Below are 21,885 nucleotides of genomic sequence, written 5' to 3' on the forward strand. Positions count from 1 at the left end.
GCGAGCGATAAGTAGACCAATGCGGAAGCTATGCGGCTACAAAAACAGCCGTATAGTTTCTGCTAGCTCAATACTCTTCGAAGGAGGATAATTGGAACACCTCTGGACGAGGGCCCTTATGACGTCGTTCAGCTCGAGACCGCACATCGAGAACTGCACGGATTGCGACCAGCGATCGCTCCGCCTCTTCTGCAACCTCAACCAGGAGGCTTTACGGAGTTTTGATCAGATTGGCACTCATTTCACCGTACCCGCGCGAACCATTTTGTTTGAGGAGAGCCAGCAGGCAAATGGAGTGTTTGTCATTTGCTCTGGCCAGGTAAAGCTTTCAACCACCTCGAAAGAAGGCCGGACGATGATTTTACGGATCGCCGGTCCGGGCGACGTCCTAGGACTTAGCGCGACTCTAAACAATATCGCCCATGAAGTTACCGCAGAGAGTATCGGGCCGTCCGCTCTCAAGAGCGTACACCGTCAAGAATTTCTTCACTTTCTCGAAGAGCACGCGGAGGTCGGGGAGAAGGCCGCGAGGTCGCTGGCGAAGGAGTATCACGAGGTTTTTCTGGACGCTCGCCGTCTGGCGATTTCAGGATCTGCTGCCGGTAGACTGGCGCAACTGCTAGTGGAGTGGGCGAACACGGCAGCGTGCGGCAAGCCCGAGTTGCGGTTTACCATGGCGCTCACTCATGAAGAACTCGGCAACATGGCCGGGACCTCACGCGAGACCGTCACCCGTCTTCTCAATCAGTTTGAACGCGACCAACTTATTGTTCGTCGCGGTTCGTCTCTTACCATTATCAATTCTCCGGGTCTCAGCAAACTGGCAGGGTAAACGTCGTCAAAGAACGACTCCAGACCACTTGCTCGACTCATGATTTCCGAAGTACTGGCAATGGAGATCTTCCATGTCCGTCATTGGATTGGGTGCAGTTGCGCGAGAATTCAGGAAGCCTCTATCTCTGGAGCAGGTCGACTTCGCCGATCCCAAAGACGGTGAGGTCCTGGTACAGATTCGCGCCACCGGAGTTTGTCACACCGATATCCATGCAATCGATGGTGACTGGCCGGTCAAGGCTATGCTGCCGTTCATCCCCGGCCACGAAGGTGTTGGCGTCGTGGCGAAGACAGGCCGCCTGGTTCGTGGAGTTAAAGAAGGCGATCGAGTTGGACTGCCCTGGCTTCGCGCCACCTGCGGGGAATGCGAATGGTGTCTGATGGGATGGGAATCTCTCTGTCCGCGGGCTAGTTATGGCGGCTACTCCGCCAATGGCAGCTTTGCCGAATATGCGCTGGCTCCCGCTGCCTATGTTGGCCATATCCCGGCTTGTTTGTCCGACGCGGAAGCAGCTCCCATTCTTTGTGCGGGGCTCACCAGTTGGAAGGCGCTTAAGGAAACGGAAGCGACTGCCGGGCAGTGGGTCGCCATCTCCGGCGTTGGCGGCCTCGGACAGCTGGCCATCCAATATGCCGTTCACATGGGCTTGCATGTGATTGCTGTTGACATCGACCCGCAAAAGCTGTGGCGCGCCAAAGACCTCGGGGCTGAAATCACCCTCGATGCCAAAGAGCAGGATGTCGCGCAGCTGGTGCAGTCACAAGTCGGGGGCGCTCACGGCGTGGTGGTCACCGCGGTATCGGCGACTGCATTTCACCAAGCAATCGGCATGACGCGCCGCAAGGGCACCTGCGTCTTCGTGGGCTTACCTCCAGGTGACTTTCCTGCGCCGATCTTTGATGTCGTTATGAAGGGACTTACCATTCGGGGCTCTCTTGTCGGCACTCGCGAAGATCTTCACGAGGCGCTTGCGCTTTGCGCAGAAACGACGATTCGCTCTCCAATCACTACTCAGCCTCTTTTGACGGTGAACGACGCACTCGATCGATTGCGAGCCGGGCAAGCTGAAGGCCGTATCGTCCTCACCATGTGATCCATCCTCTGTCGATACGCGAGGTGAGTGACCTCTATCACAGCCGTCTGCTCTCTTTCCGATCATATTAATGAAGGAGGAGACCCCGTGATGAACACCACAGGCCTGAAGTTCAAAACCATCGCCGTTGCTACGGATCTAAGCGAAACGGCTTCGTCCGCGTTGCGATATGCCCAGGCAGTGGCTCGCCAAGAGGCGGGGACGCTGGTGGTCATCCATGTCATCGACCCGGTCGGCTATGCCTTTCCAGAAGGCGCGCCTGCTTTCATCGATGCCAACCAGGCGGCCCGCGAGGAATTACAGAGGATCGAAGAAGAGACCCGCCGTCATGGCATTCCGATTCACTCTGTCATCGAGACAGGGATGGTTTATGAGCGGATACTGCAGGCGATCAAAGATTATCGCGTCGACTTGCTAGTGCTGGGAACGAAAGCGAAGACGGAGGCGGGAAGAGCGGCCCTGGGCACCGTGGTGCGCCAACTGCTCGGCAAGGCCCCGTGTCCGATTCTCGCCGTACCGCCGGATGCCGACTCTTCGTTGGCCTGTGCAGGAAGTTGGCGAAACGTACTCGCGGCTGTCGACTTCTCGGCGGCCTCAATCTCTGCGTTGTTGTGCGCGCACCAGATGGCGCATAAGCAGTTGACTGCTCTCCATGTAGCACGGTGCCGAAGCGAACACGAGTGTTCACGGTGCATGGAAAGACTACGCCTGCTGGCGCCGTTCAACGAGTTCCGGACCGTGCCGGTTGAGCATATCGTCAAGTCCGGAGACGCCAACGAACTGATTGCCGATTATGCGCGTATCGCTCACGCCGATCTGCTCGTCCTCGGAGCCCCTGGTAAGGTCCTCTCGGATGAGGATTTTTCCTCCAGCACTGTACTACAGGTGATTTCGAAGGTGACATGTCCGGTGTTATGCGTGCCTGCCGGCAGAGAGGCGGCCCGTTCCGAATTCATTCGCGAAGTCGCCTTCGCCGGCTGACGGTTGCGCGCGGGAAGTGGTGACGGTCTAGACGGCAACGACACCTAGTTCTTTCAGCAGGAAAGCATAATCGAACGCGATCTCCTTGAGGTAGTCATAGCGGCCGGAGGCCCCGCCATGGCCTGCGCTCATGTTGATATGGAGCAACAACAGCGAGTCATTCTGCTTGAGTGTTCTCAGCTTGGCGACGTACTTTGCCGGCTCCCAATACATCACCTGACTATCATTTAAGGAAGTCTTGACTAACATCGCGGGATAACTCCCCGGCTGCAAGTTATCGTAGGGGGAGTAACTAAGCATGTATTCAAACGCAGCGGGCTCATTGGGATTTCCCCATTCCTCATATTCGGGAACAGTAAGGGGAAGGGATGCGTCGAGCATAGTATTCATTACATCGACAAAGGGAACGTGGCTCACGATCGCGCGGAATAGATCAGGGCGCAGGTTGGAGACTGCGCCCATGAGCAGACCGCCGGCGCTGCCGCCTTCTGCCGAAACTCTTTGAGGATCGCCGTATCCCCGCGCGAGCAGCACCTCGGAGGCCGCAATGAAATCGCTGAATGTGTTCTGCTTATTCATCAACCGGCCGTCGTCATGCCATGATTTGCCCATGTCTCCCCCACCGCGAATGTGAGCGTAGGCCAGGACAAAGCCGCGATCGAGCAGGCTGAGCCGATTACTGTTAAAGCCGATCGGCAGCGAATATCCGTAAGATCCGTAGCCATATACATGAAGAGGATTTGTTCCTTCCCCTTTCTGGTCGCGGCGATAGACCAGTGACACGGGTACTTTGGCGCCGTCCTTGGCGGTCGCGAAGAATCGCTCTGATCCGTATAGCTCACGATCAAAGCCGCCGGGGATTTCCTGCTGTTTCAAGAGCGTCGATGCGCCGGTCGCCAGGTCATATTCATATACCGACCCAGGAGTTACCAGCGACTGGTAGCTGTAACGATAGTTATGAGCGTCAAATTCGCGGTTGGTATGCGGATGCGCGCTATAGACGGGTTCTGGAAAGCGAATCTCTTCAGAACTTCCAACCTCGGAACCCGCACCCGCGAACCGGACTACACGCAACGACGGCAAGCCCTCCGCGCGCTCGCAGGCAACATAGAACGAGGCAAAAAGATCGATATCTTCGAGCATCACTTCGGCGCGGTGGGAGACCACTTCTGTCCAGTTGGTTTGTTCGAGAGAATCGACGGGTGCGGTCACGAGACGGAAGTTGCGACCTTTGTCGTTCGTGCGAATGTAAAAGAGGCCATTGCGATGGTCGGCATAGTATTCGATATCGTCTTGGCGCGGGGCGATCAGCCGCCATTCGCCAGCAGGGTCGTCCGCGGAGAGAAAGCGCTCTTCACTCGTCGTATGGCTCGCGGATTCGAGCAGTAAGTACTTCCCGTCCCGGGTCTTTCCGGCGCCGATGTTGAAGCGCTCGTCGGTCTCCTCGAAGACCAGCGCATCCTGGTCATGGCTGGTGCCCAGCAGATGCCGATAGAGTTGAAACTGGCGCTTCTGCTCTTCATCCTCAACGGTATAAAAGAGGGTACGATTATCGTTCGCCCACTCGATTGAACCGACCCGCTCCGCATGCTCCCCAAGCAACTCGCCGGTGCGCAGGTCTTTGACTCGAAGCGTGTACTGCCGGAAGCCCGTGGTGTCGGTGGAATAAGCGAGCAGGTTGCCATCATCCGACACCGTGAAACCGCCGATGGCCATGAAGGCCTCGCCTGCGGCAAGCTCGTTCACATCGAGGATGATCTCTTCGGGGGCATCGATCGAACCCTTTTTCCTGCAGTAGATCGGGTACTGCCGAGTCTGCTCAGTACGGGAGTAGTAGAAATAATCCCCTTCACGGAAGGGCACCGACTGGTCCGTCTCTTTGATATGACTCACCATCTCGGCATACAAGATCTCGCGGAGTGGTTCGGTCGACTTCATCACCGAATCGGTGTAGGCGTTTTCTGCCTCCAGATAGGCAAGTACTTCAGGGCTGGTTTTCTCCCGCAGCCACGCATAGTCATCGATCAGGGTGCGGTTGTGGAGGGTGGTTTCGGTGCGTTCAACACGGGCAACGGGGGGAGCAGTCTGGAGCAGATTTGTTTCAGTCATCATCTATCAGGATATCGCAGAGGAGGCGCGGGGTTGAAACCGTTAGCGCACTCCTTCCTTTGCCAGACAAGGCCGCTGACCCGAACTGCGGGTCCGCGATGGGCCGGGAGTTAAGTGGCGGCTCAGCCTTTCACGGATCCTTCCCCATGAGGTAGGGACGTCAGCCTCAGAGACGTCAAGTCAGCTCCAAGGCGTCAAGGCGAAGAAAGCCTGACGAACTGTTCGCGTTCGATCGAGTAACAGACTGCGCCGGCTTCTTCCCCGAGACCGGCTGGGTGCATGCCACATTTCTGCATGACTCGTAAGGACGCAGCGAGATGCGGATAGGTCTGAGCGCGGATGCGCCGCAGACCGGAGTGAAACAGATGGCCGAGCAGGGTGCGCGCAGCCTCTGTCGCGCAACCCTTGTTTTGCCACGGATCCAGAATGCCGTAACCGATCTCTGCCTCATCGGCGCCAAGAGGATGCGACCCAAGCGACCCGATCAGGGTCAGGGAATCGCCTTCGCGCAGAAGGACGTAGCGATGCCAGCCGATGGTGTGGGGGTAGTTGCGAAATTGCGCGCGCATGAAGCTGTAGACGTGGGGCTCCCAATCGCTGTTGGGCCAGCTGGGAGGAATGGCAGCGTCCAGGAAGGCTCCGAGATCCTTAGGAAAGCTTTCCTGGATGTCGAGAACCGCAGGCGTGATCGCGACCAGCCGAAGCCGTGCTGTATGAAGATCAGGGATTTGCAAGGAACCCCCTCCGTATTCCTGTTAAGCACACCTATATCGAGGTGAGCGGCGCAGTTTGGCCGCTGGACCGAGAGCGTTACTTGACGGAGACAGTCATAGGCGACAAAGAGCGGCGACAGAGAGCGGCGACACGGACAGGATAGCAGAGCATGCGGTTTGGAGAGGAAGCGGCTTCTTATCGCAGCAGTAATTGTTCGTTGATGGTGAACACCCGCCGGGTCACCAGATAGCTGCAGACCAGGCAGGTCAAGGCAGCCGCGGAGAAGATGGTCGTGAGCACAACGAACTGGTAGAGGGCTGCGTATACCGGCGATGATCCGGAGAGCACCATACCGGCCATGATCCCCGGAATCCAGACGATGCCGAGCGATTTGACATTATCGAGGGAGGGAATCAGGCTGGCCCGGTAGGCGGCCTGAAGGTAGCGGCTGAGCGCCACGTCCGGAGATGCGCCGAGCGCCAGTGCGGACTCGATTTCCCCGATGTGGCTGGTGACTTCTCCGCGAAGGCGGTCCAGGAAGATCGACTGCATGTTCATCGTCTGCGCGATCACCATGCTGCCGACGGGCACGATCATGGCTACCCTCAGAGGAATGACGCCGACTAAGGTCATTATCAGCAAGACACTGCCAGCACCGGAGAAGATCGAGATCAGCGCGAGTGTAAAGGCGCGCGGAATACTCTTGGCACGTCGCCGAACGATGCTGGCCGCGGCCAGCATCATGCCCATCAATACCAGCAGCGAGGTCCACTGCGGCCCGTGGAGCATCCATTCGAGAACGGCGCCGACGGCCAGGATCTGGGCGATGCCGCGCAGCTGAGCGAGCGGCAGCTCGGCGAGCAAGCTCACTCCTCGCCTGCGAACCAGTAGCAAGACGATGAAAGAGAGCAAGGCTGCAATGGCACATTCGGCTATCCCTCGCGCCAATTGAGAGGGAAAGAAGCGCTCAAGCATCTCGCAACTCCCTACTTTTCGCGACGTCGGCTGCGGTGGTGGGGGCAGCCGACGGCAAGACTTCAGCCGCCGGACCAAACTTGACGATTCGGCCCGCTTCCAGCAGCAAGACTGAATCCGCCATGCGAGCAGCCTGGGCAGCGTCATGGGTAACCCAGACACAGGTCAAGCCGCGCCGGCGGATCAGCGATTCGAGCAATGTCTCCACTCCTTGTTTACTTTGTTCGTCGAGCGCCGACGTCGGTTCATCGAGCAGGAGCACTTCGGGCGTATTTGCCAGGGCGCGGGTGATTGCAACCCGCTGCGCCTCTCCACCAGAGAGCGTGGCTGAATCCCGGGCGCCGTAGCCAGCTAGTCCGACCTGTTCCAGGAGATCTTCAATCTCGCGATCGGTGATGGTGAGACCGTGTTGCATTGGCCCGAAACGGACATTCTCGGCGACTGTCCCGGGAAACAGATACGCCCGCTGCATGATCATCCCCACGCGCCGGCGCAGGGCACGGGGTGGCAGCGATCTGTAATCCTGACCATCGAGCAGGATCATGCCGCTGGTAGGCTCGTCCAAGCGATTGAGTAACCGCAGCAGGGTACTTTTACCCGCACCGCTCGGCCCTAAGACGCCGAGCACCTCAGCCTTTCGCACTTCAAAGCTGATGTTATCCAATAACAATGTCTTCGCTGCGCCGGGCAACTCCCGCCCTACCGCTTTGCATTCCAACTGTTGATCGATAAAGCTCATGCACTCTCCGTGAGTGTACACGGAGTGAACCGAGTGCCCGTAGCTCAAGAAAATGGCATCTTACCCCAACGAGGAGTAACCACAATGACCTTTCGGAACCGAATGTGTACCAGCCTTGCGACCTTCTCCAGCGCAGTTTTGATTTGCAGCATGGCCACGTTCGCGCAGTCTTCACCGGGATCCATGCAACAACAACCTGGCGCCACCCAACAACCGGGAAGCTCCCAGTCTCAGCCTGGCGCGATGAGTCAGCACCCCGATATGAACTCCGGCTCCAGTACAGCCCAAGCACCCGCCATGGACAAGATGTTCGTGCGGAAGGCCTTAGAGGGCGGCATGGCGGAGGTGCAACTAGGCCAACTGGCATTGCAGAAGAGCAGCAATGACGACGTCAAGCAGTTTGCTCAGAAAATGATCGACGACCACACCAAGCTCGGCGATCAGATGAAGCCGATTGCCCAGCAGATCGGCGTCAAGGTACCGGATGGTCCGTCGAAGAAAGACCAGGCCACGATGGCCAGGCTCCAGGCGTTGAATGGAGATGCCTTTGACAAGGCTTACATCAAGGACATGGTGAAGGACCACAAAACAGACCTTAGCGAGTTCAAGAACGAAGCCCAGAATGGCACAATTCCTGCTGTGAAGGATGCGGCAAATCAGGGTTCGCAAGTGATCAGTCAGCATCTGCAGATGATCGAGCAGATTTCGCAGAAGAGCGGTGCAATGGCGGCCAAGTAGCCGCGCTTGCCAAGAATTTGAGTATTTGTCGTCCTTGTTTTTTGCGTGTTGAAACTTGGAATGATCAAGAGGGCGCCCTTTCGTGGCGCCCTCTTTCTTTTGTCCCTGCGCTCCATTAGCTCATCTTCCTGAAGACGTGAGTACAATCGTTTTGATGATCGCACGACCTCGCACTGCCTTCGCTTACCGTCTACTCCTGCTGCTTCTCTGCCTTTGCGGAAGCTGCCTGGCTAATGCCGAGCGCGTTGAGGACCTACCCAAACCTACGAACTACGTCAGCGACTTTGCCGGGGTCCTCTCTCCTCAAACTCAGCAAGCTTTGGACGCCCTATGCGCCCAGGTGGATCGGCAGGCGAAGGCGCAGATCGCGGTAGTTACGGTGAAGAGCCTGGACGGCGAGCCGATTGAGAATTTCGCGACCGCGCTCGAAGACAAATGGAAGGTCGGCAAGAAGGGAACCGACCGGGGCATCATTCTGCTATTTGCAATTCAGGATCGAAAGTGGCGGATCGAGACGGGATATGGGCTGGAAGGGATTCTCCCCGACAGCAAGGTCGGCGTGATTGGGCGCTCGATTGTGCCTGCATTGGAGGCAGGCAACTATGACTCGGCGATCTCTTCGGCTGTGGTGCAGGTCGCGAATGTTATTGCCGCCGACGCCGGTGTTTCGCTACAAAATGCTCCGCGGCGCGGGCCGCCACAGCGGCAAGTGAAGCAGATCAGCCTCGGACAGTTGCTTGTCGGCGGGGCTGTCCTGCTGTTACTGCTCATCTTGTTTGCGCGATTTGCGCCTTCTGGTACGTTGGGCTTTTTGCTTGGCATGTTCCTCGGTGGCGGCTTTGGCGGAGGAGGCGGACGCGGGGGCGGCGGCGGAGATGGCGATGGTGGAGGCTTCGGCGGCTTTGGTGGAGGATCCTCCGGCGGCGGCGGCGCTTCTGGAGACTGGTAAGATTAGGCAGAAGTGCCGACAGTGTCATGTGCCGGAATTCAGTTTTGTGGGCCTTTTCCTGATGTAAACGCCTGCCGAGTGCGGTCCTTCGCACTAGAGTAACTGTACTTCCGCTCTGGGCTGCTGTGAAAGAACCGGGTCTGAAGGCCTGGTAGGTACGAGGAGCGTTTGATGAAGCGTGGACTTTGGGTTGGGTTAGGACTTGTAGGCGTTCTTTTCATTGTTATCCTGTTGGTTTTCGGCAGCTATGTGAGCGCCAAGAACCAGATGGTCGCCAAAGATGAAGCCAAGAAAGCGGCGTGGTCCCAAGTCGACACCCAACTGCAACGGCGCGCCGATCTGATTCCCAACCTGGTCGCGACCGTCAAAGGTTTTGCAACCCACGAAGAAACGGTCTTCGGCGACATTGCCAACGCGCGCGCAGGCTTGTTGAATGCGCGAGACCCGCAAAGCAAGATTGCTGCCAACGGACAGTTGGACAGTGCGTTCGGCCGGCTCCTGGCCTTGTCGGAAAACTATCCTGAACTGAAGTCCAACCAGAATTTCCTTGCGCTGCAGGACCAGCTTGAGGGATCGGAAAACCGGATTTCCGTGGCCCGAAACCGGTATAACGCCGCCTTGCAGGACTACAACACCTTCATCCGCCAGTTTCCAAACAGTATCTGGGCCGGTATGGCCGGTTTTCAACCCGACAATGCCTATTTCCAGGCGAGTGAAGGCAGCAAAGTCGCTCCTACCGTAAAGTTTTAGGACGGCGGTTCATTGGCAGAGCAAGGCAGCTAATTCGCACTGTCTCAGGAATTTCTGCCGGGCGAAGGTGCTGGTTATTGGTTCACTGTTCTGATCTAGTCCAGCGCGGCCTGGCATACAGACCGGCGCGAAAAAATGGGGCGCCAAAGCGCCCCAGTCCGATTGAGTTGTGGCATAACATGCCCACACACCTATAAAAATAACGTCGAAACTGGATCGCTGGATTTCTGTGTAGCCAGAAAATCCGCACACATTTCGACTCTGAAACAGGAGCCCGGATCCGGCTGATTGGATCGGGGCCCTGTTCGCTACCGGATCGTCACCGTAAAGTTGGTCGAGGTGGTGATGGCGGAGTTCACGGTATCCGCAGCCGTTACCGTCACCGTGTAGGTCCCGGAGGGTGACGCCGACGAGACGCCTCCTCCACATCCAAGCCCAGCGCCTAAGGCTCCGAGCAAGAGAAGCGCCGTCAGCATTGGCCACCGCCGCCTGCGGAATCCTGGAATCCCGAGGAGGAAGATGCTGCCAAACGCGGCCGCTGCGCCTACGATGACCCGATTTCCTGCCGGGGCTTTTTGCAAGCCACTGTGTGGCGCCTTTCGGAGGTCTGCGGCAACCGTCTGGATGGTGATGCTCGAGGTTCCGGTGCCGCCGCTTGCAAGCGTTACGGATGTCGGGCTGATGGCGTAGTCTGCGTTCAAGCTTGACGCGGTCGCCGTCAGGTTGACGGTACCGGCGTATCCGCCGGTTGACGTCAGAGTGATGGTCGACGTTCCTGAATTACCAGGGCTGGCTGAGGGTATGGTGATGTTGCCTACCGCCAACGTGATTCCAGGGTTGGTTACGGTCAACGCGGCGGTTCCGGAGGAGGCGGCGAAGACTGCCGTTCCTCCGTAATTGGCGGTGATGGTGGTCGTCCCGACGGTGAAGCCTGCGCTGGTCGAGACGCTGGTGACGGTATAAGTGGCTGTTCCCACTCCGTTCGCTCCCGGCAGGATGGCGACTGGAGTTGGATTCAACTGAGTGGCGCCCGCGAAGAAGTTCAGGGTTCCGGCCAGTGCTCCGCCGGCGGGTGCTGTCACCGTGGCACTAATCGTCAGCGAACCGCCGAGCGGTACGCTCGCCGGACTCACGGTTACGGCAGTGGTGGTGGGCGCCGCGGCGGTTCCGGTGGCGACGGTAAAGGCGTTCGCGGTGCTGGTCGAAGCATAGTAATTGGTGTCGCCGGAGTAGGCCGCGAGGACGGTGTGCGATCCACCCGTCGCAAAGGTGGTAGTCGTGCTGGCGCCGCCGCTAGCCAGCGGTACCGCTGCGCCGAGGACTGTTCCATCCACGGTAAAGGTCACGCTTCCAGTGGGGGTGGTGGCGCCGGTGTTCGGCGTCACTGTTGCCGTCAGAGTGACCGTCGCGCCCACGGCGGGATTGGCCGATACGGCGACGGTGGTGGTGGTGCCTGCCTTCGTGGCTACAGAGGTGAAGGCGGTCGCCAGGTTGCTTCCATCGATGGAACCCAGCCCGGTGGCCTGATCATAGCCGGTGCCGGCCGAGTACCCGAAACTGCCGCTGCTCGGACATTGCGTTGCGCTCGCTGGGCCGGTTGGTGTGCCGGGAACGCAGGGCACGATATTGTTGCCGGTGGTGATGTCATGAAAGGCCGAGGCATAGGTGGTGGGGTTCGCCGCCAGAGTGTAGAGAGTGGGATTGATGTTGCCCAGGCCCTGGGGTACTCCCAGCTTCTGCTCGATTAAGGCGAGAACCCCGGCAAAGCTGGGCGCCGCCGCCGAGGTACCTCCGAAAGTTGTGGTGGTTTCATCGTCGGGAGAGCGCAGGTCGGAAAAGCGAAATCCATTGACGCAACTGGAGGTAAAGTCAGCATTGGTAGGGGTTGGATTGGTGTCCGAATCCGGGATGATCTGCGTACACACTAAATATCCGTCATGATCCACCGAGGCGTTGAGAGCGAGATCGGGAACGTCTCGCATACTATCGCTTGGAATCCCGGGAACCCCCGTCTGCCAGCTTGGCTTGGCAAAGAGGACGCTTGCGCCTCCTCCTCCTCCGGCAATTCCACCGCCCTGACTGATGTCGAAACTAGTGTCATTCCATGCCATCTCCGGAATGTAAGAGAGAGCGGAGGTGAGCAAATCGTTGGCGCCGGTGCCCGCCCAGTATTGATCGCCACCCAGGGAGGGGTTTGCCGCGGTCCCATCGCCGGTAAATTCGCTGCCGCCGAGAGCTGTCACAAAAGCACTGCTGCCGGGATAATCGACTGCCAGTCCGTTCACGGCGGAAGTAACCGGAGGATTCGCATTGCCTTCGTCGCAGTCCGACGCGCCGTCATCTCCGGCTACGCCAATTACTGTCTGGCCTTGGGCGTTTGCCTGCTGCAAGCTCGCTTCCAGGCTGGCGACCGACGCGGAGCTTTGCGCCGGCTCGCAGCCGCCGTAGCTGATACTCAAGATAGGAATCTGGACGCCATTGATCTTGTTGGCGATTGCATATTGCAGGGATGTAATCACGTCACCCGAATTCACAAAAACGATGCTGGCGTTGGGCGCGACTCCTCCGGACCACTCCAGGTCCAGGTCGGCCTCATTGATGTCCTGGTTCGTGAAGTCGTTGCCCGGGGTCGTATTCGGGACGGTAAATACGGTCGGATTGTTGGTCGGCAATCCGGCGTTGGACCGGAAGGTGGTGATATCGGACATGACGATTTGGGTCTGACCTATGATGCCGATGGTCTGGCCAGTACCGTTGTCGCCTGCCGTATAGAGCGGGTTCAAATCGTAGATGACCGCGAAGTCGGTGGGAGCGAGATAATGGGACCCGGCATCTGGAGCATTCCCACCTGAAGTGAACTGCGAATGATCGGTATTTGTTCGCGGCTTAAGCTTCACGTAGCGGGGCTTGAGTTTGAAGTCGTCCAGGCCTCCGACGCGGCTGACCGAGCCGACTAACGCGCTGGGTATCGAGACTGCACTTGCATTCGCGAAATGCGACTCCCCGTTCACCGTGTATCGATGAATCTGGGTGTGGAATGCCGCCTCTGCCAGGGCCGCGGTCCCACTGAAGAGGATGGAATTGCGGCTCTCCGCGACATGGTCTACGGTAAATCCCTGAGACTGCAGCCAGCTCGTTGCTTTGGCGATGTCCGCCTGGCTCATGCCGAACTGCGCCGCATACTGTTCGGTGGTAAGCCATTTCCGGTAGTTCGGTGAGGACGGATCCTGTTGCGTTTTGAGTAACGCAGTCAAGCTCGCCTGCTGTGCGGCCGAGGGCTTGAAGTCGAGACTCATGCCATGCAATTCCATGGAGGCGTTCACTGGGCCCTGATCGTATTTGGCTTGAGCCAGCGGGTGAGCCGTTCCCTGAAGGAGTGCCACCTTTCCGGCTTGTATCGGCTGAACGATGCGATCTTGGCTGGTTGACTGCGCGACTACGAAAGCGGCAGAGAATACAAGCAGGCAGAATCCCGCTAGACGACTGGAAAAGCTATGCATTACGCCTCATTCCTTCATTGGTTCTCACCACAGAGACGCCGACCGGCGCTCCTGGTTAGCAATCAGTAACCGTCATTGTGCCTCATGACACTGCGCATTTACTGAAGCAGCTTGCCATCTGTTGGGACGTAATCCTGAAAAAATAGTCGCGGAGCGCTTCATCTTTATTCCAGTCAGAAGCAAAGACACGCTACCGGCGGATGATGCTTTTCACAGCCGGCAACTACTTTGGGGAATTGGCAGCACGGATGGATGGGGGAGAATTCCGTGGGAAGGGAAGTATCAGTAGAACTGATATCTGAGACTGATGGCGAAGACTCCACTAAATCACCGTCGCGAGATTACTTCTTTTTCTTCTCAGACTTCTTCACCAACTGATTCAGCGAAGTCGTGTCCAGTTCGGCCTCGAGTGCGCCTTGCGCCTCGTGAAAGATCTTCGTCAGGGTCCCATTTAATTTGGCGGCGCCTTCACTGCTGACTCCGGATTCATTGAAGATTGACACGGGCTCAAGGGCGCGGTAGACATCGCCGAGCTTGATCGCCTTCCCCGGCTTGGCCAACTTCGAACCGCCGCTTGGCCCTTTTTGGCTGTGGACAAGTCCGGCTTGACGAAGCAAAGAGAGTACCCTACGAATGACGACTGGATTGGTGTTGAGCTTGCGCGCGATCTCTTCGGAAGTGTGCTGCACGTCGGGGTTGGCCGCCAGCAGGACTAAAGTATGAATACCGGTCGAGAATCGAGTGTTCACAGCCATGCGGTCACGCTAACACAGAGGCCGGTCATTCTGAAACACGCATTCGTAACGTAACCTGAAATAAAAACAAAGGTGATGCGGGATTGGTGCGAGGGCGATTCGATAAGTCGACTTAGATTTTTAACAGGAGCGAGTATAGATTGCGAATTCTTTTTGTAGGGGATGTCTTCGGCAGTCCGGGGCGCCGGATCGTCGGCGAACATCTACCTTCTCTTATCGAACATCACCGGATTGATCTGGTGGTGGTCAATGCGGAAAATTCGGCGGGCGGCTTTGGAGTCACTCCTGCAACCGCCGATGAGCTTTTCGACCTTGGCGCTCATGTGCTGACCACCGGTAATCACGTGTGGGACAAAAAAGAGATCATCGACTACATGCAGTCGGCGCCGGCGGAGAGTCACGACCGGCCACGACGGCTGGTTCGTCCGGCAAACTATGCGCCGAGCGCACCTGGCTATGGCTACTACGAGGGAGCGCTCGCCAGCGGTCAGGCTTATGCGGTCGTCAACCTGCAGGGCAAAGTTTTTATGAATACTCCGGAAGACCCATTTCGCACCATCGATAAGGTGCTGCAGGGGATTACCGCGAAGGTCATTCTAGTTGACTTCCATGGCGAGGCCACCTCGGAAAAGGTGGCGATGGGCTGGTATCTCGACGGCCGGGTGACTGCGCTTCTGGGGACGCATACGCATGTTCCGACTGCTGATGAGCGTGTCCTTCCGAACGGCACCGCGTACCAGACGGACGCCGGGATGAGCGGGCCCTATGATGGCGTCATTGGCGTTGAGAAAGAATTGGTGCTGGCCCGGTTCCTCACCGGAATGCCGGGAAAATTCGAACCGGCCCGGAATGACGCGCGGATGTGCGCCACGATGATCGAGTGCGATGGAGCGACCGGGCGCGCGTTTGCGATTCAGCGCTTCATGCTGGGGGAGTAGAGTTCAGCATCGCCTCTTCTATTGCCTGAAGATGCAAGGCGGCGCAGTCGAGATAAGGGAAGTCAATATTGGCCGGGTTGAAGATGAGAGATAAGTCAGTCCCGGCAAGAACGATGGCATCGACCTCTTCGCGTTTAACGATGGCGTGGGCGATCGATGTTAGTGTCCGGTGTTGCTCGGCAGTGCCGGTTTGCGTTTGCAGCAGGCTCAGGTAGGTTTTGTGGATCGTCTCTAATTCCTCGGGCTGAGCGGTGACGATTTCTACATCGCCGGCGAGGCCGTACAGAGCGCTTTTCATGACCGGCATCGCGCCAAAGACACTGATTCGTCGAATCTGCCTGGCAGTCACTTCGCGAAGCAGCGGATCAACGATGTTCAGGACCGGCAATGGTGAGATCGCCGTCAGCGGCTGCAAGCAGTAATGCGGAGTGACCGCCGGAATGATTGCAAACTCCGCCCCGGCGGCCTGCGAGCGCGCGATGAAGCCAGAGAGGTAAGCCGCCAATCCCTCCCGGTCGCCAGCCTCGACATAGGCAAAGACCTGCGAGGTTTGCGCATGGACCATGACCATGTCGAGCGTGCGCTGGTTCTGCTCGGCGGCGAGGGCCAGCTCCCGGTAGTAGTGAATGGCCGCTCCCACGCCCAGCCCGGCGAGCATGCCGAGACAGCGCGTCTTCTTTTGAAGAGGGTGTTGAACAGGGGGTTGCCGAGGGTGCTGAAGAGGGTGTTGCAGCTGCAGAGGTGGCGTCATCGCTAAGGCTCGGGATCGATCTCGTTGTCGCCTTCACTCTCGGCGTTGTTCTGCACGGGCCGAAGGAGCGGGAAGAGGATGACATCGCGGATCGACTTCGATCCGGTGAGCACCATGGTCAAGCGGTCGATGCCGATGCCTTCGCCGGCAGTGGGGGGAAGCCCGTAGGAGAGGGCGCGGACGTAGTCCTCGTCCATCTGGTGGGCTTCTTCATCGCCGCGTTCGCGCTCGGTGAGTTGGGCCTCGAAGCGGCGGCGCTGGTCAACGGGATCGTTCAACTCGCTGAAGGCGTTACCGACTTCAAAGCCTCCGATGTAGAACTCGAAGCGCTCGACCCAGTCGGGTTCATCGGGCTTGACCTTGGAGAGCGGGGAGACGGCGAGCGGGAAGTCGTAGATGATGGTTGGCTGGATGAGTTCTGGTTCAGCGATAGTCTCAAACAGGTCAGCTATTGCAGCGCCTAAAGAACGGAGGCCCTTTTCGAGATGCACACGATTGTGCTGCATAGCTCCAGCGATCTCCATTGCGGTGCGCGTCCTCGAGAGATTTAGATAGTCGGGATTGAATTCCGATGCGTAAACAGGCTTTGATCCGTGCGGCCTAGGAGTTGCCTCCAGTAGCTGGATAGCTCGGGCTAGTAGATCATTGAAGTTGCCTACCGTGGCAAAATCACTTGGCTTCGGTTTCTCGCCCGCATCTGAAGGCCAAAACTCTCGGATCGCCTCCACCATGGAAAACCGCCGCCACTTTCCCAAATCGACGGGCTTGCCATACTGATCCAGCCTTGGCATGGGCTTTCCCTCTTCGTCGTGTTCGCCCGAAGGCGCGATCGTCGTTCCATTCACTTCTGTAGCAACGAAGGTGACAATCTCTTCTGTTAAATCCATCAGGTCGTGGTAATTTGCGTAGGCCTGATAGAACTCGAGCATGGTGAACTCGGGATTGTGCGAGGTGGAGATGCCTTCGTTGCGGAAGTTGCGATTGATCTCGTAGACGCGGTCGAGTCCGCCGACGACGAGACGTTTGAGATAGAGCTCCGGGGCGATGCGGAGGAACAGATCCAGATCGAGCGCATTGTGATGGGTGGTGAATGGCTTGGCCGCCGCGCCGCCGGCGATCGGCTGCATCATTGGCGTCTCGACTTCGATGTATCCACGTGCGTCAAAGAATTTCCGCAGCGCGCGCAGCACCGCGGCGCGCTTGACGAAGACTTCGCGTACATCGGTGTTCATGAATAGATCGACATAGCGCTGGCGATAGCGAAGCTCGGTGTCGGAGAGGCCGTGAAACTTCTCCGGCAACGCCAGCATCGCTTTTGCGAGAAAGGTGATGGTTTCGACGTGAATGCTCAGTTCGCCAGTGCGGGTGCGGAAGAGATATCCGGTGACGCCAATGTGGTCGCCGAGATCGAGCAGCTTGTAGAGAGCGAAGCCCTGCTCGCCCACCGCATCGAGGCGAACATAGATCTGTAGACGTTCGCCGCCTTGCTGGAGGTGGGCGAAGCCGGCTTTGCCTTGTCCGCGAATCGCCATCAGGCGTCCGGCGACAGAGACATTCACGCGCTCGGCTTCGAGAGCTTCGGCGGTTGCGTCCTTGTACCCCGCCCAAATCTCGGGGATGGTGTCGAGTTCCTCAGGCTTTTCCGACTTGCCGTCCCACGGCAGGAATCTGTTGGGATAAGTCTGCTGCGCTAGGGCGGCGATCTGATTTAACTTTTCCTGGCGCAGGGCGAAGAGGTCGCCCTCAAATTTCGATTCAAACACTCACTTGCCTCACTTCATACATTTGGCGCCGGCGGTCAGGTCGCGTCGATGACGAATCCTGTGTGACTTCGACGACCGCGTTTTCATCGTCAATGATATAAACGGCGCGATAGTCGCCAATTCGAATCCGCCATTCCTCTTCGGAGTGGCGGAGCTTCTTGCATCCGGGTGGCCGCGGATTGATTGCTAATGCTTCGACACGAACAAAGACCTTTTCCATCCAAGGAGACGATAGTCGCTCAAGCTCCTTTAAAGCGCTGGGCTCGAGGCGAACCTCATAGATCTGCACGTAGCTTTCCGCTCTTCTTGAGGCGAGCCTTCACCTTTTCGATCGGAATGCCCCCTTTCGGCGCGGCGTTCTTGGGAAACAAGCACGTCCTGCAGATCCTCCCACAACTCGCCATGGATCGCCAGATCGATCTGCACCGCGACCCGTTTTCCCCGCTCATCGGTGACAATCTGAATGCCAGTCATGTCAACATTATGCCTCAGACTCAACATTCCGAGTTACTTGAAGGCGGGCACCGCTTTGGGCCTTCCCGAGAACCCGACCGACTGGCGCAGCGCGTCGGCATCGAGCAGCTTGCCATCGAGCATGACGACGCGGGTCTGGCGAAGGTCGCCAATCGTCTTTTCCGGATCGCCCTCGACCAGCGCCAGGTCGGCGGTCTTACCCACCTTGATCGAGCCGGTGTGCGCCTGCTGCCCGACGAGCGTTGCCGGGACAATGGTCGCCGAGGCCAGCGCTTCAGCAGGGGTGAAGCCGGCCTGCTCATAAATCTCGAGCTCATGAATGATCTCGATGCCGCTGCCATCGGTGCCTGCGATTATGGGGATGCCAGCCTGGTGCATTTTGGTGAGGATCTGGATCATCTTCGCCCAACTGGCGCGGTAGTCCGCGCGCGTCAGGTCTTTGGGCACGGCAAAACCGCCGGAGCGGAAGTTGCGCTCGACCATTACAGGAAGCGTTCCGACAAAGGGCGCATAGGCGGGTGAGAGGTCGCCGTTGTCGGGCACGTACAGCCCCTCAAACGCCACCATGGTTGGATCGGAGTAGATGTGTTTACTGGCCATGGTGGAGATCAACTCGGTCAGCGCGGGATCGTTGACATCCATATCCTTGGCGTATCGTCCGGGGGCCTCAAAGCGGCCGATGCCGTTATCGGTTGGCAGCACGCTCGCCGGCACCGCCTGCATCACGATCCAGTTGATGTGGGTGACCTCATCGTAACCATCGTTGACTGCTTCGAGCGTCCGGATCCCTGCCGGGATGTGGCCGTGGACATGCAGCCCGAGTTTGTGAGCTTCGGCAATCGTCGCGGGCAGCCACGCCGGGTTGAAGGTGCCATAGAACTTTACCCCGGTAAAGCCGTTTTCTTTTGCCTTGCGAACCAGCGCGATCGCTTCGTCCTGGCTGGTGGCCACATTCGCTACCTGGGCGGTGAACGGCCCTTTGCCGTCGATCAGCGAGGACGGGTAGACATGCGGGAAGAGCAGCTTTCCTTCGCCGGCGCGGGTGCGGCGGTCGATGGTCAACTTGTCGTTGTTGCCGGGATCGCGAACCGAGGTGACTCCCAGCGAGAGCTCTTGAGGACCGGTGTAATCATCGCCAACGTGCATGTGGCAGTCCCACAAGCCGGGGACGAGCGTCTTGCCTTTGCCTTCGATGACCTGCGCGCCGTCGGGAACGACAACGCTGCTCGCGGCGCCGGCGGCGACAATCTTGCCGGCGTTGACGATGACTGACTGGTCGTTGAGGAAGCGCAGACCATCGGCGTCAAAGACCTTCACATGGGTAAATGCGACCGCTGCCGGCGGGATTTTTGTCAGGTCCTTGGCGAGAACAGGCGCCTGCGCGGCCATGGCATCGGTCTGCGCCTGTTCTATGTGCTGGAGCTCGCCGGCATAGGCATCCGGCAACCACCCGATCCCGAAGGCCACGGCGAAGAAGTGATTGTTGGCATCGGTCCAGACGGGGACCGGCGTGTTGTTGAATCCAGTCACCTGCCAGAGCGTGATCGTGCGCCGATTTGTGGCTTGGCCGACCTCGAGCGTCGTCAGCCTGGTGGCGCGCGCCTCGCCGCCGGGCAGCAGCTTGAGCGAGTGGGTTGGCGTCGCCAGGAGTGTGTCGACGAACCAGGCCGTAACCTCCATCGGTCCGCCAAAGGGCAAATAGAAGCGGTTCGCGGCGTCTTCCGCCGATCCCTTGTCGATCGGGCTCTTCCAACTGGCTGCGCCATTGGCTAACACGAAGCTTTCGGCGGCGTCGCCCTGGGGTGTAACACCACGGATGGTCAGCGACAGCGGCGCGCCCGCGGGGCCGGGCTTGCCGTTCGACTCGAGGTCCCAGACCTGGCCGCGCAGGTTCATGCTTTCGCGGCCCATGTAAGCGCCGTCCGCGCCTACCCACATCCATGAGTCGCCATGCTTGCCGCCGGTGGATTCGATGACGTAGTGATGGGCATCAGCCGGCGGCTTTACCAATTGTTCTTTTGGGGTCTGGGCGAAGAGAACCGCGGAAACTGAGCAAAGGGCAGTAAACAACAAAAACTGGCGCATCGAACCTCCAGGATTAGAAACCAGGCCGACAGTACTAAAAACCATGCCGGTGATGGTACGCGGAGAGGGGATGCGGGGAAAGCGAAAAGATTTTGCTTCAGCGGGTACCGGTGGCCGCGTCGGGCGTTTTTCCCCGAACGGGCCATTTAGAATGGAAATCGCGCTTCGATGCCCTTCAACTCTCCCAATCCGGAACAGCAGCCGCAAAAAGGCGGGCTGAAGTCGCTCGTCCAGGCAGAGCGCCTGGTGCAGATCGCGCTGGTGCTCCCGATTGCGGTGCTGATCGGCTGGTTTCTTGGAGCCATGCTCGACCGCTGGCTGCATCAGCACTGGATCACGATCGTGGGCATCATCTTCGGGATGATTGCGGGCATGATGGAAGCGGTCCGGATGGCGCTCGGCGCTGGAAAGAGTGGCCGTCATTAACCCCAATCAGGCAGCGAACGACACCAACCCTTTCCTGAACTTCACCGACGCCGACCTGAGCGCCGCGCTCTTTCGCGCCATTCGGATGATTGGGATCCTGGCCTTGGTTGGTCTGCCGGTACTCTGGTTTTTCTCCGGCTGGCAGACTGCCTGCCTGTTTCTGGTAGGTGCGGCGATCTCCGCGGCTGGCGTCTATGAATCGCACCGCCTCATCGGGGTCGTCAACGCTCGTCTGGACAACCAGAAGTCGCCGCGCTCGACGAGTGTCGTCCTCGCCATGTTCCTGCTACGCCTGGTGATCGCCGGGGGCGTGCTATATGTTAGTCTAAGGTGTTTGCATGGCTCAGTTTACGGGGTGATCGCCGGGTTGGTTCTGGCGGTGATTGCCCTTTCCGTAGAAGCGGTCAAGCTGACCCGAGCATGAGCGCCATCCGTTCCACCACAAATTATGCATTCTCTCTTTGAATCTCTTACCCACTTGCTGAACTCGCTCTTTGGCGCCCCATTGTTGGCTCTGCTGACGACGATCGGCATTCATCCGGTCAACCCGGCGGCGCCCATCACCACCCCGTTTACGCTGGAGTTGGTGGTCGCCCTGGCGATGCTGCTCTTTTTTGTCGTGGCGCGCATGACGCTGAGCGTGGAGCGTCCCGGCCCGGTGCAGCATGTTGCCGAGATGATCAACGACTTCGTCAACTCGCAGGGCGACGCGATCATTGGCCACGGCTACGAGCCGCATGTGCCCTGGGTTACGGTGATCTTCCTGTTTATCGCTCTCTGCAATTGCTTCGGACTTTTGCCGGGGGTGGAGACTCCGACGTCGGTCCCCTACGTGCCGCTCGGCCTCGCGATTTTGACCTTCATCTACTACAACTGGAACGGTATTCGCGCACAGGGCCCGATCGGCTACTTCAAGCACTTCCTGGGGCCGGTCTGGTGGATTGCTCCGCTGCTGTTTCCGATCGAGATCATCTCCCATCTCGCCCGCATCATGTCGCTGACAATCCGTCTTTACGCGAACATGTTTGCCAGTGACCTGTTGACGCTGGTCTTCTTCTCAATGATTCCAATTGCGGTTCCGATCATCTTCCTGGGTCTGCACTTTGGCGTGGCGATGATTCAGGCTTATGTCTTCATGCTGCTGACACTCATTTATCTGTCGCAGGCGGTTTCGCATGAAGAGGAGCCCGATTAGCTTTACCAGTCTCTTCAACCGGAGGCGGCTTCCACTCCGGGACTGAAGCGCCGTTTAGCGTGAGGGCGCCAGCACGGTGAGCGTCAACCACCCACTGACGGCAATTCTTAAGGAA

At 58.4% G+C, this 21,885-nt stretch carries 20 protein-coding genes; 10 read left to right on the forward strand and 10 right to left on the reverse strand.

Features of this window, described 5'->3' with window-relative positions; translation table 11 throughout:
- Positions 1–118: 118 nt before the first annotated feature.
- The 3 genes from ACPOL_RS23700 (at position 119) to ACPOL_RS23710 (ending at position 2,909) form a co-directional block, all read left to right on the forward strand.
- A complete protein-coding gene (locus ACPOL_RS23700; protein ID WP_114209242.1) occupies positions 119–832 on the forward strand; it encodes a Crp/Fnr family transcriptional regulator in 714 nt (237 codons plus the stop codon).
- Between the two features lie 73 nt (positions 833–905).
- A complete protein-coding gene (locus ACPOL_RS23705; RefSeq protein WP_114209243.1) occupies positions 906–1,928 on the forward strand; it encodes a zinc-dependent alcohol dehydrogenase in 1,023 nt (340 codons plus the stop codon).
- A gap of 90 nt (positions 1,929–2,018) precedes the next feature.
- On the forward strand, positions 2,019–2,909 hold the full coding sequence (locus ACPOL_RS23710) for a universal stress protein (RefSeq protein ID WP_114209244.1): 891 nt from the start codon (positions 2,019–2,021) through the stop codon (positions 2,907–2,909).
- A 27-nt stretch (positions 2,910–2,936) separates the two neighbouring features.
- Here ACPOL_RS23710 and ACPOL_RS23715 read toward each other — a convergent pair whose 3' ends face one another.
- The 4 genes from ACPOL_RS23715 to ACPOL_RS23730 all read right to left on the reverse strand — a co-directional run bounded on the left by ACPOL_RS23715 (position 2,937) and on the right by ACPOL_RS23730 (position 7,446).
- Positions 2,937–5,021, reverse strand: a complete 2,085-nt coding sequence (locus ACPOL_RS23715; RefSeq protein WP_414633316.1) for a S9 family peptidase — start codon at positions 5,019–5,021, stop codon at positions 2,937–2,939.
- Between the two features lie 191 nt (positions 5,022–5,212).
- Positions 5,213–5,752, reverse strand: coding sequence for a GNAT family N-acetyltransferase (locus ACPOL_RS23720; RefSeq protein ID WP_114209245.1), 540 nt, complete (start codon positions 5,750–5,752; stop codon positions 5,213–5,215).
- A gap of 175 nt (positions 5,753–5,927) precedes the next feature.
- Positions 5,928–6,707: an ABC transporter permease gene (locus ACPOL_RS23725; RefSeq protein ID WP_114209246.1), complete on the reverse strand. Its 780-nt coding sequence runs from the start codon at positions 6,705–6,707 to the stop codon at positions 5,928–5,930.
- Positions 6,700–7,446, reverse strand: a complete 747-nt coding sequence (locus ACPOL_RS23730) for an ABC transporter ATP-binding protein (RefSeq protein ID WP_114209247.1) — start codon at positions 7,444–7,446, stop codon at positions 6,700–6,702. Before ACPOL_RS23730 ends, ACPOL_RS23725 begins: the two co-directional genes overlap by 8 nt.
- Before the next feature lie 84 nt (positions 7,447–7,530).
- Here ACPOL_RS23730 and ACPOL_RS23735 point away from each other — a divergent pair, with 84 nt between their 5' ends.
- The 3 genes from ACPOL_RS23735 to ACPOL_RS23745 all read left to right on the forward strand — a co-directional run bounded on the left by ACPOL_RS23735 (position 7,531) and on the right by ACPOL_RS23745 (position 9,883).
- Complete coding sequence (locus ACPOL_RS23735) at positions 7,531–8,184, forward strand: DUF4142 domain-containing protein (RefSeq protein WP_114209248.1); 654 nt, start codon at positions 7,531–7,533, stop codon at positions 8,182–8,184.
- Positions 8,185–8,338: 154 nt separating this feature from the next.
- Positions 8,339–9,133: a TPM domain-containing protein gene (locus ACPOL_RS34275; RefSeq protein ID WP_114209249.1), complete on the forward strand. Its 795-nt coding sequence runs from the start codon at positions 8,339–8,341 to the stop codon at positions 9,131–9,133.
- A gap of 171 nt (positions 9,134–9,304) precedes the next feature.
- On the forward strand, positions 9,305–9,883 hold the full coding sequence (locus ACPOL_RS23745; protein WP_114209250.1) for a LemA family protein: 579 nt from the start codon (positions 9,305–9,307) through the stop codon (positions 9,881–9,883).
- Between the two features lie 308 nt (positions 9,884–10,191).
- Here ACPOL_RS23745 and ACPOL_RS23750 read toward each other — a convergent pair whose 3' ends face one another.
- Both ACPOL_RS23750 and ACPOL_RS23755 read right to left on the reverse strand, forming a co-directional pair.
- Positions 10,192–13,383: a protease pro-enzyme activation domain-containing protein gene (locus tag ACPOL_RS23750; protein ID WP_114209251.1), complete on the reverse strand. Its 3,192-nt coding sequence runs from the start codon at positions 13,381–13,383 to the stop codon at positions 10,192–10,194.
- Between the two features lie 341 nt (positions 13,384–13,724).
- Positions 13,725–14,138 carry an Rrf2 family transcriptional regulator gene (locus ACPOL_RS23755; RefSeq protein ID WP_114209252.1) on the reverse strand — a complete coding sequence of 138 codons (414 nt, stop codon included), beginning with the start codon at positions 14,136–14,138 and terminating at the stop codon, positions 13,725–13,727.
- A 140-nt stretch (positions 14,139–14,278) separates the two neighbouring features.
- Between ACPOL_RS23755 and ACPOL_RS23760 the strand changes: the two genes are divergently transcribed.
- Entirely contained in the window at positions 14,279–15,076 is a 798-nt protein-coding gene (locus ACPOL_RS23760) for a TIGR00282 family metallophosphoesterase (RefSeq protein WP_114209253.1), read from the forward strand.
- On the opposite strand, the gene ACPOL_RS23765 is transcribed toward ACPOL_RS23760, so the two are convergent.
- From ACPOL_RS23765 to ACPOL_RS23780, 4 genes are all read right to left on the reverse strand, one after another.
- Positions 15,060–15,734, reverse strand: a complete 675-nt coding sequence (locus ACPOL_RS23765) for an aspartate/glutamate racemase family protein (RefSeq protein WP_161557535.1) — start codon at positions 15,732–15,734, stop codon at positions 15,060–15,062. The two genes, ACPOL_RS23760 and ACPOL_RS23765, sit on opposite strands and share 17 nt — an antisense overlap.
- Positions 15,735–15,829: 95 nt before the next feature.
- A complete protein-coding gene (locus ACPOL_RS23770; RefSeq protein WP_114209255.1) occupies positions 15,830–17,590 on the reverse strand; it encodes a lysine--tRNA ligase in 1,761 nt (586 codons plus the stop codon).
- Positions 17,583–17,879, reverse strand: coding sequence for a type II toxin-antitoxin system RelE family toxin (locus tag ACPOL_RS36510; RefSeq protein WP_114209256.1), 297 nt, complete (start codon positions 17,877–17,879; stop codon positions 17,583–17,585). Before ACPOL_RS36510 ends, ACPOL_RS23770 begins: the two co-directional genes overlap by 8 nt.
- 218 nt (positions 17,880–18,097) lie before the next feature.
- Positions 18,098–20,149 carry an amidohydrolase family protein gene (locus ACPOL_RS23780; protein WP_161557536.1) on the reverse strand — a complete coding sequence of 684 codons (2,052 nt, stop codon included), beginning with the start codon at positions 20,147–20,149 and terminating at the stop codon, positions 18,098–18,100.
- Positions 20,150–20,317: 168 nt separating this feature from the next.
- On the opposite strand from ACPOL_RS23780, the gene ACPOL_RS23785 reads away from it, so the two are divergent.
- The 3 genes from ACPOL_RS23785 to atpB are packed head-to-tail and all read left to right on the forward strand — an operon-like array spanning position 20,318 to position 21,770.
- Positions 20,318–20,575, forward strand: coding sequence for an AtpZ/AtpI family protein (locus ACPOL_RS23785; RefSeq protein ID WP_114209258.1), 258 nt, complete (start codon positions 20,318–20,320; stop codon positions 20,573–20,575).
- The gene (locus ACPOL_RS23790) at positions 20,562–20,999 is read left to right on the forward strand and encodes an ATP synthase subunit I (RefSeq protein ID WP_114209259.1); all 438 of its coding nucleotides are present in this window, start codon (positions 20,562–20,564) and stop codon (positions 20,997–20,999) included. Before ACPOL_RS23785 ends, ACPOL_RS23790 begins: the two co-directional genes overlap by 14 nt.
- Positions 21,000–21,023: 24 nt before the next feature.
- Positions 21,024–21,770, forward strand: coding sequence for a F0F1 ATP synthase subunit A (gene atpB, locus ACPOL_RS23795; RefSeq protein ID WP_114209260.1), 747 nt, complete (start codon positions 21,024–21,026; stop codon positions 21,768–21,770).
- The last annotated feature ends 115 nt before the right edge of the window (positions 21,771–21,885 follow it).

It is taken from the genome of Acidisarcina polymorpha (assembly GCF_003330725.1).
In the GTDB taxonomy this organism is placed as follows: domain Bacteria; phylum Acidobacteriota; class Terriglobia; order Terriglobales; family Acidobacteriaceae; genus Acidisarcina; species Acidisarcina polymorpha.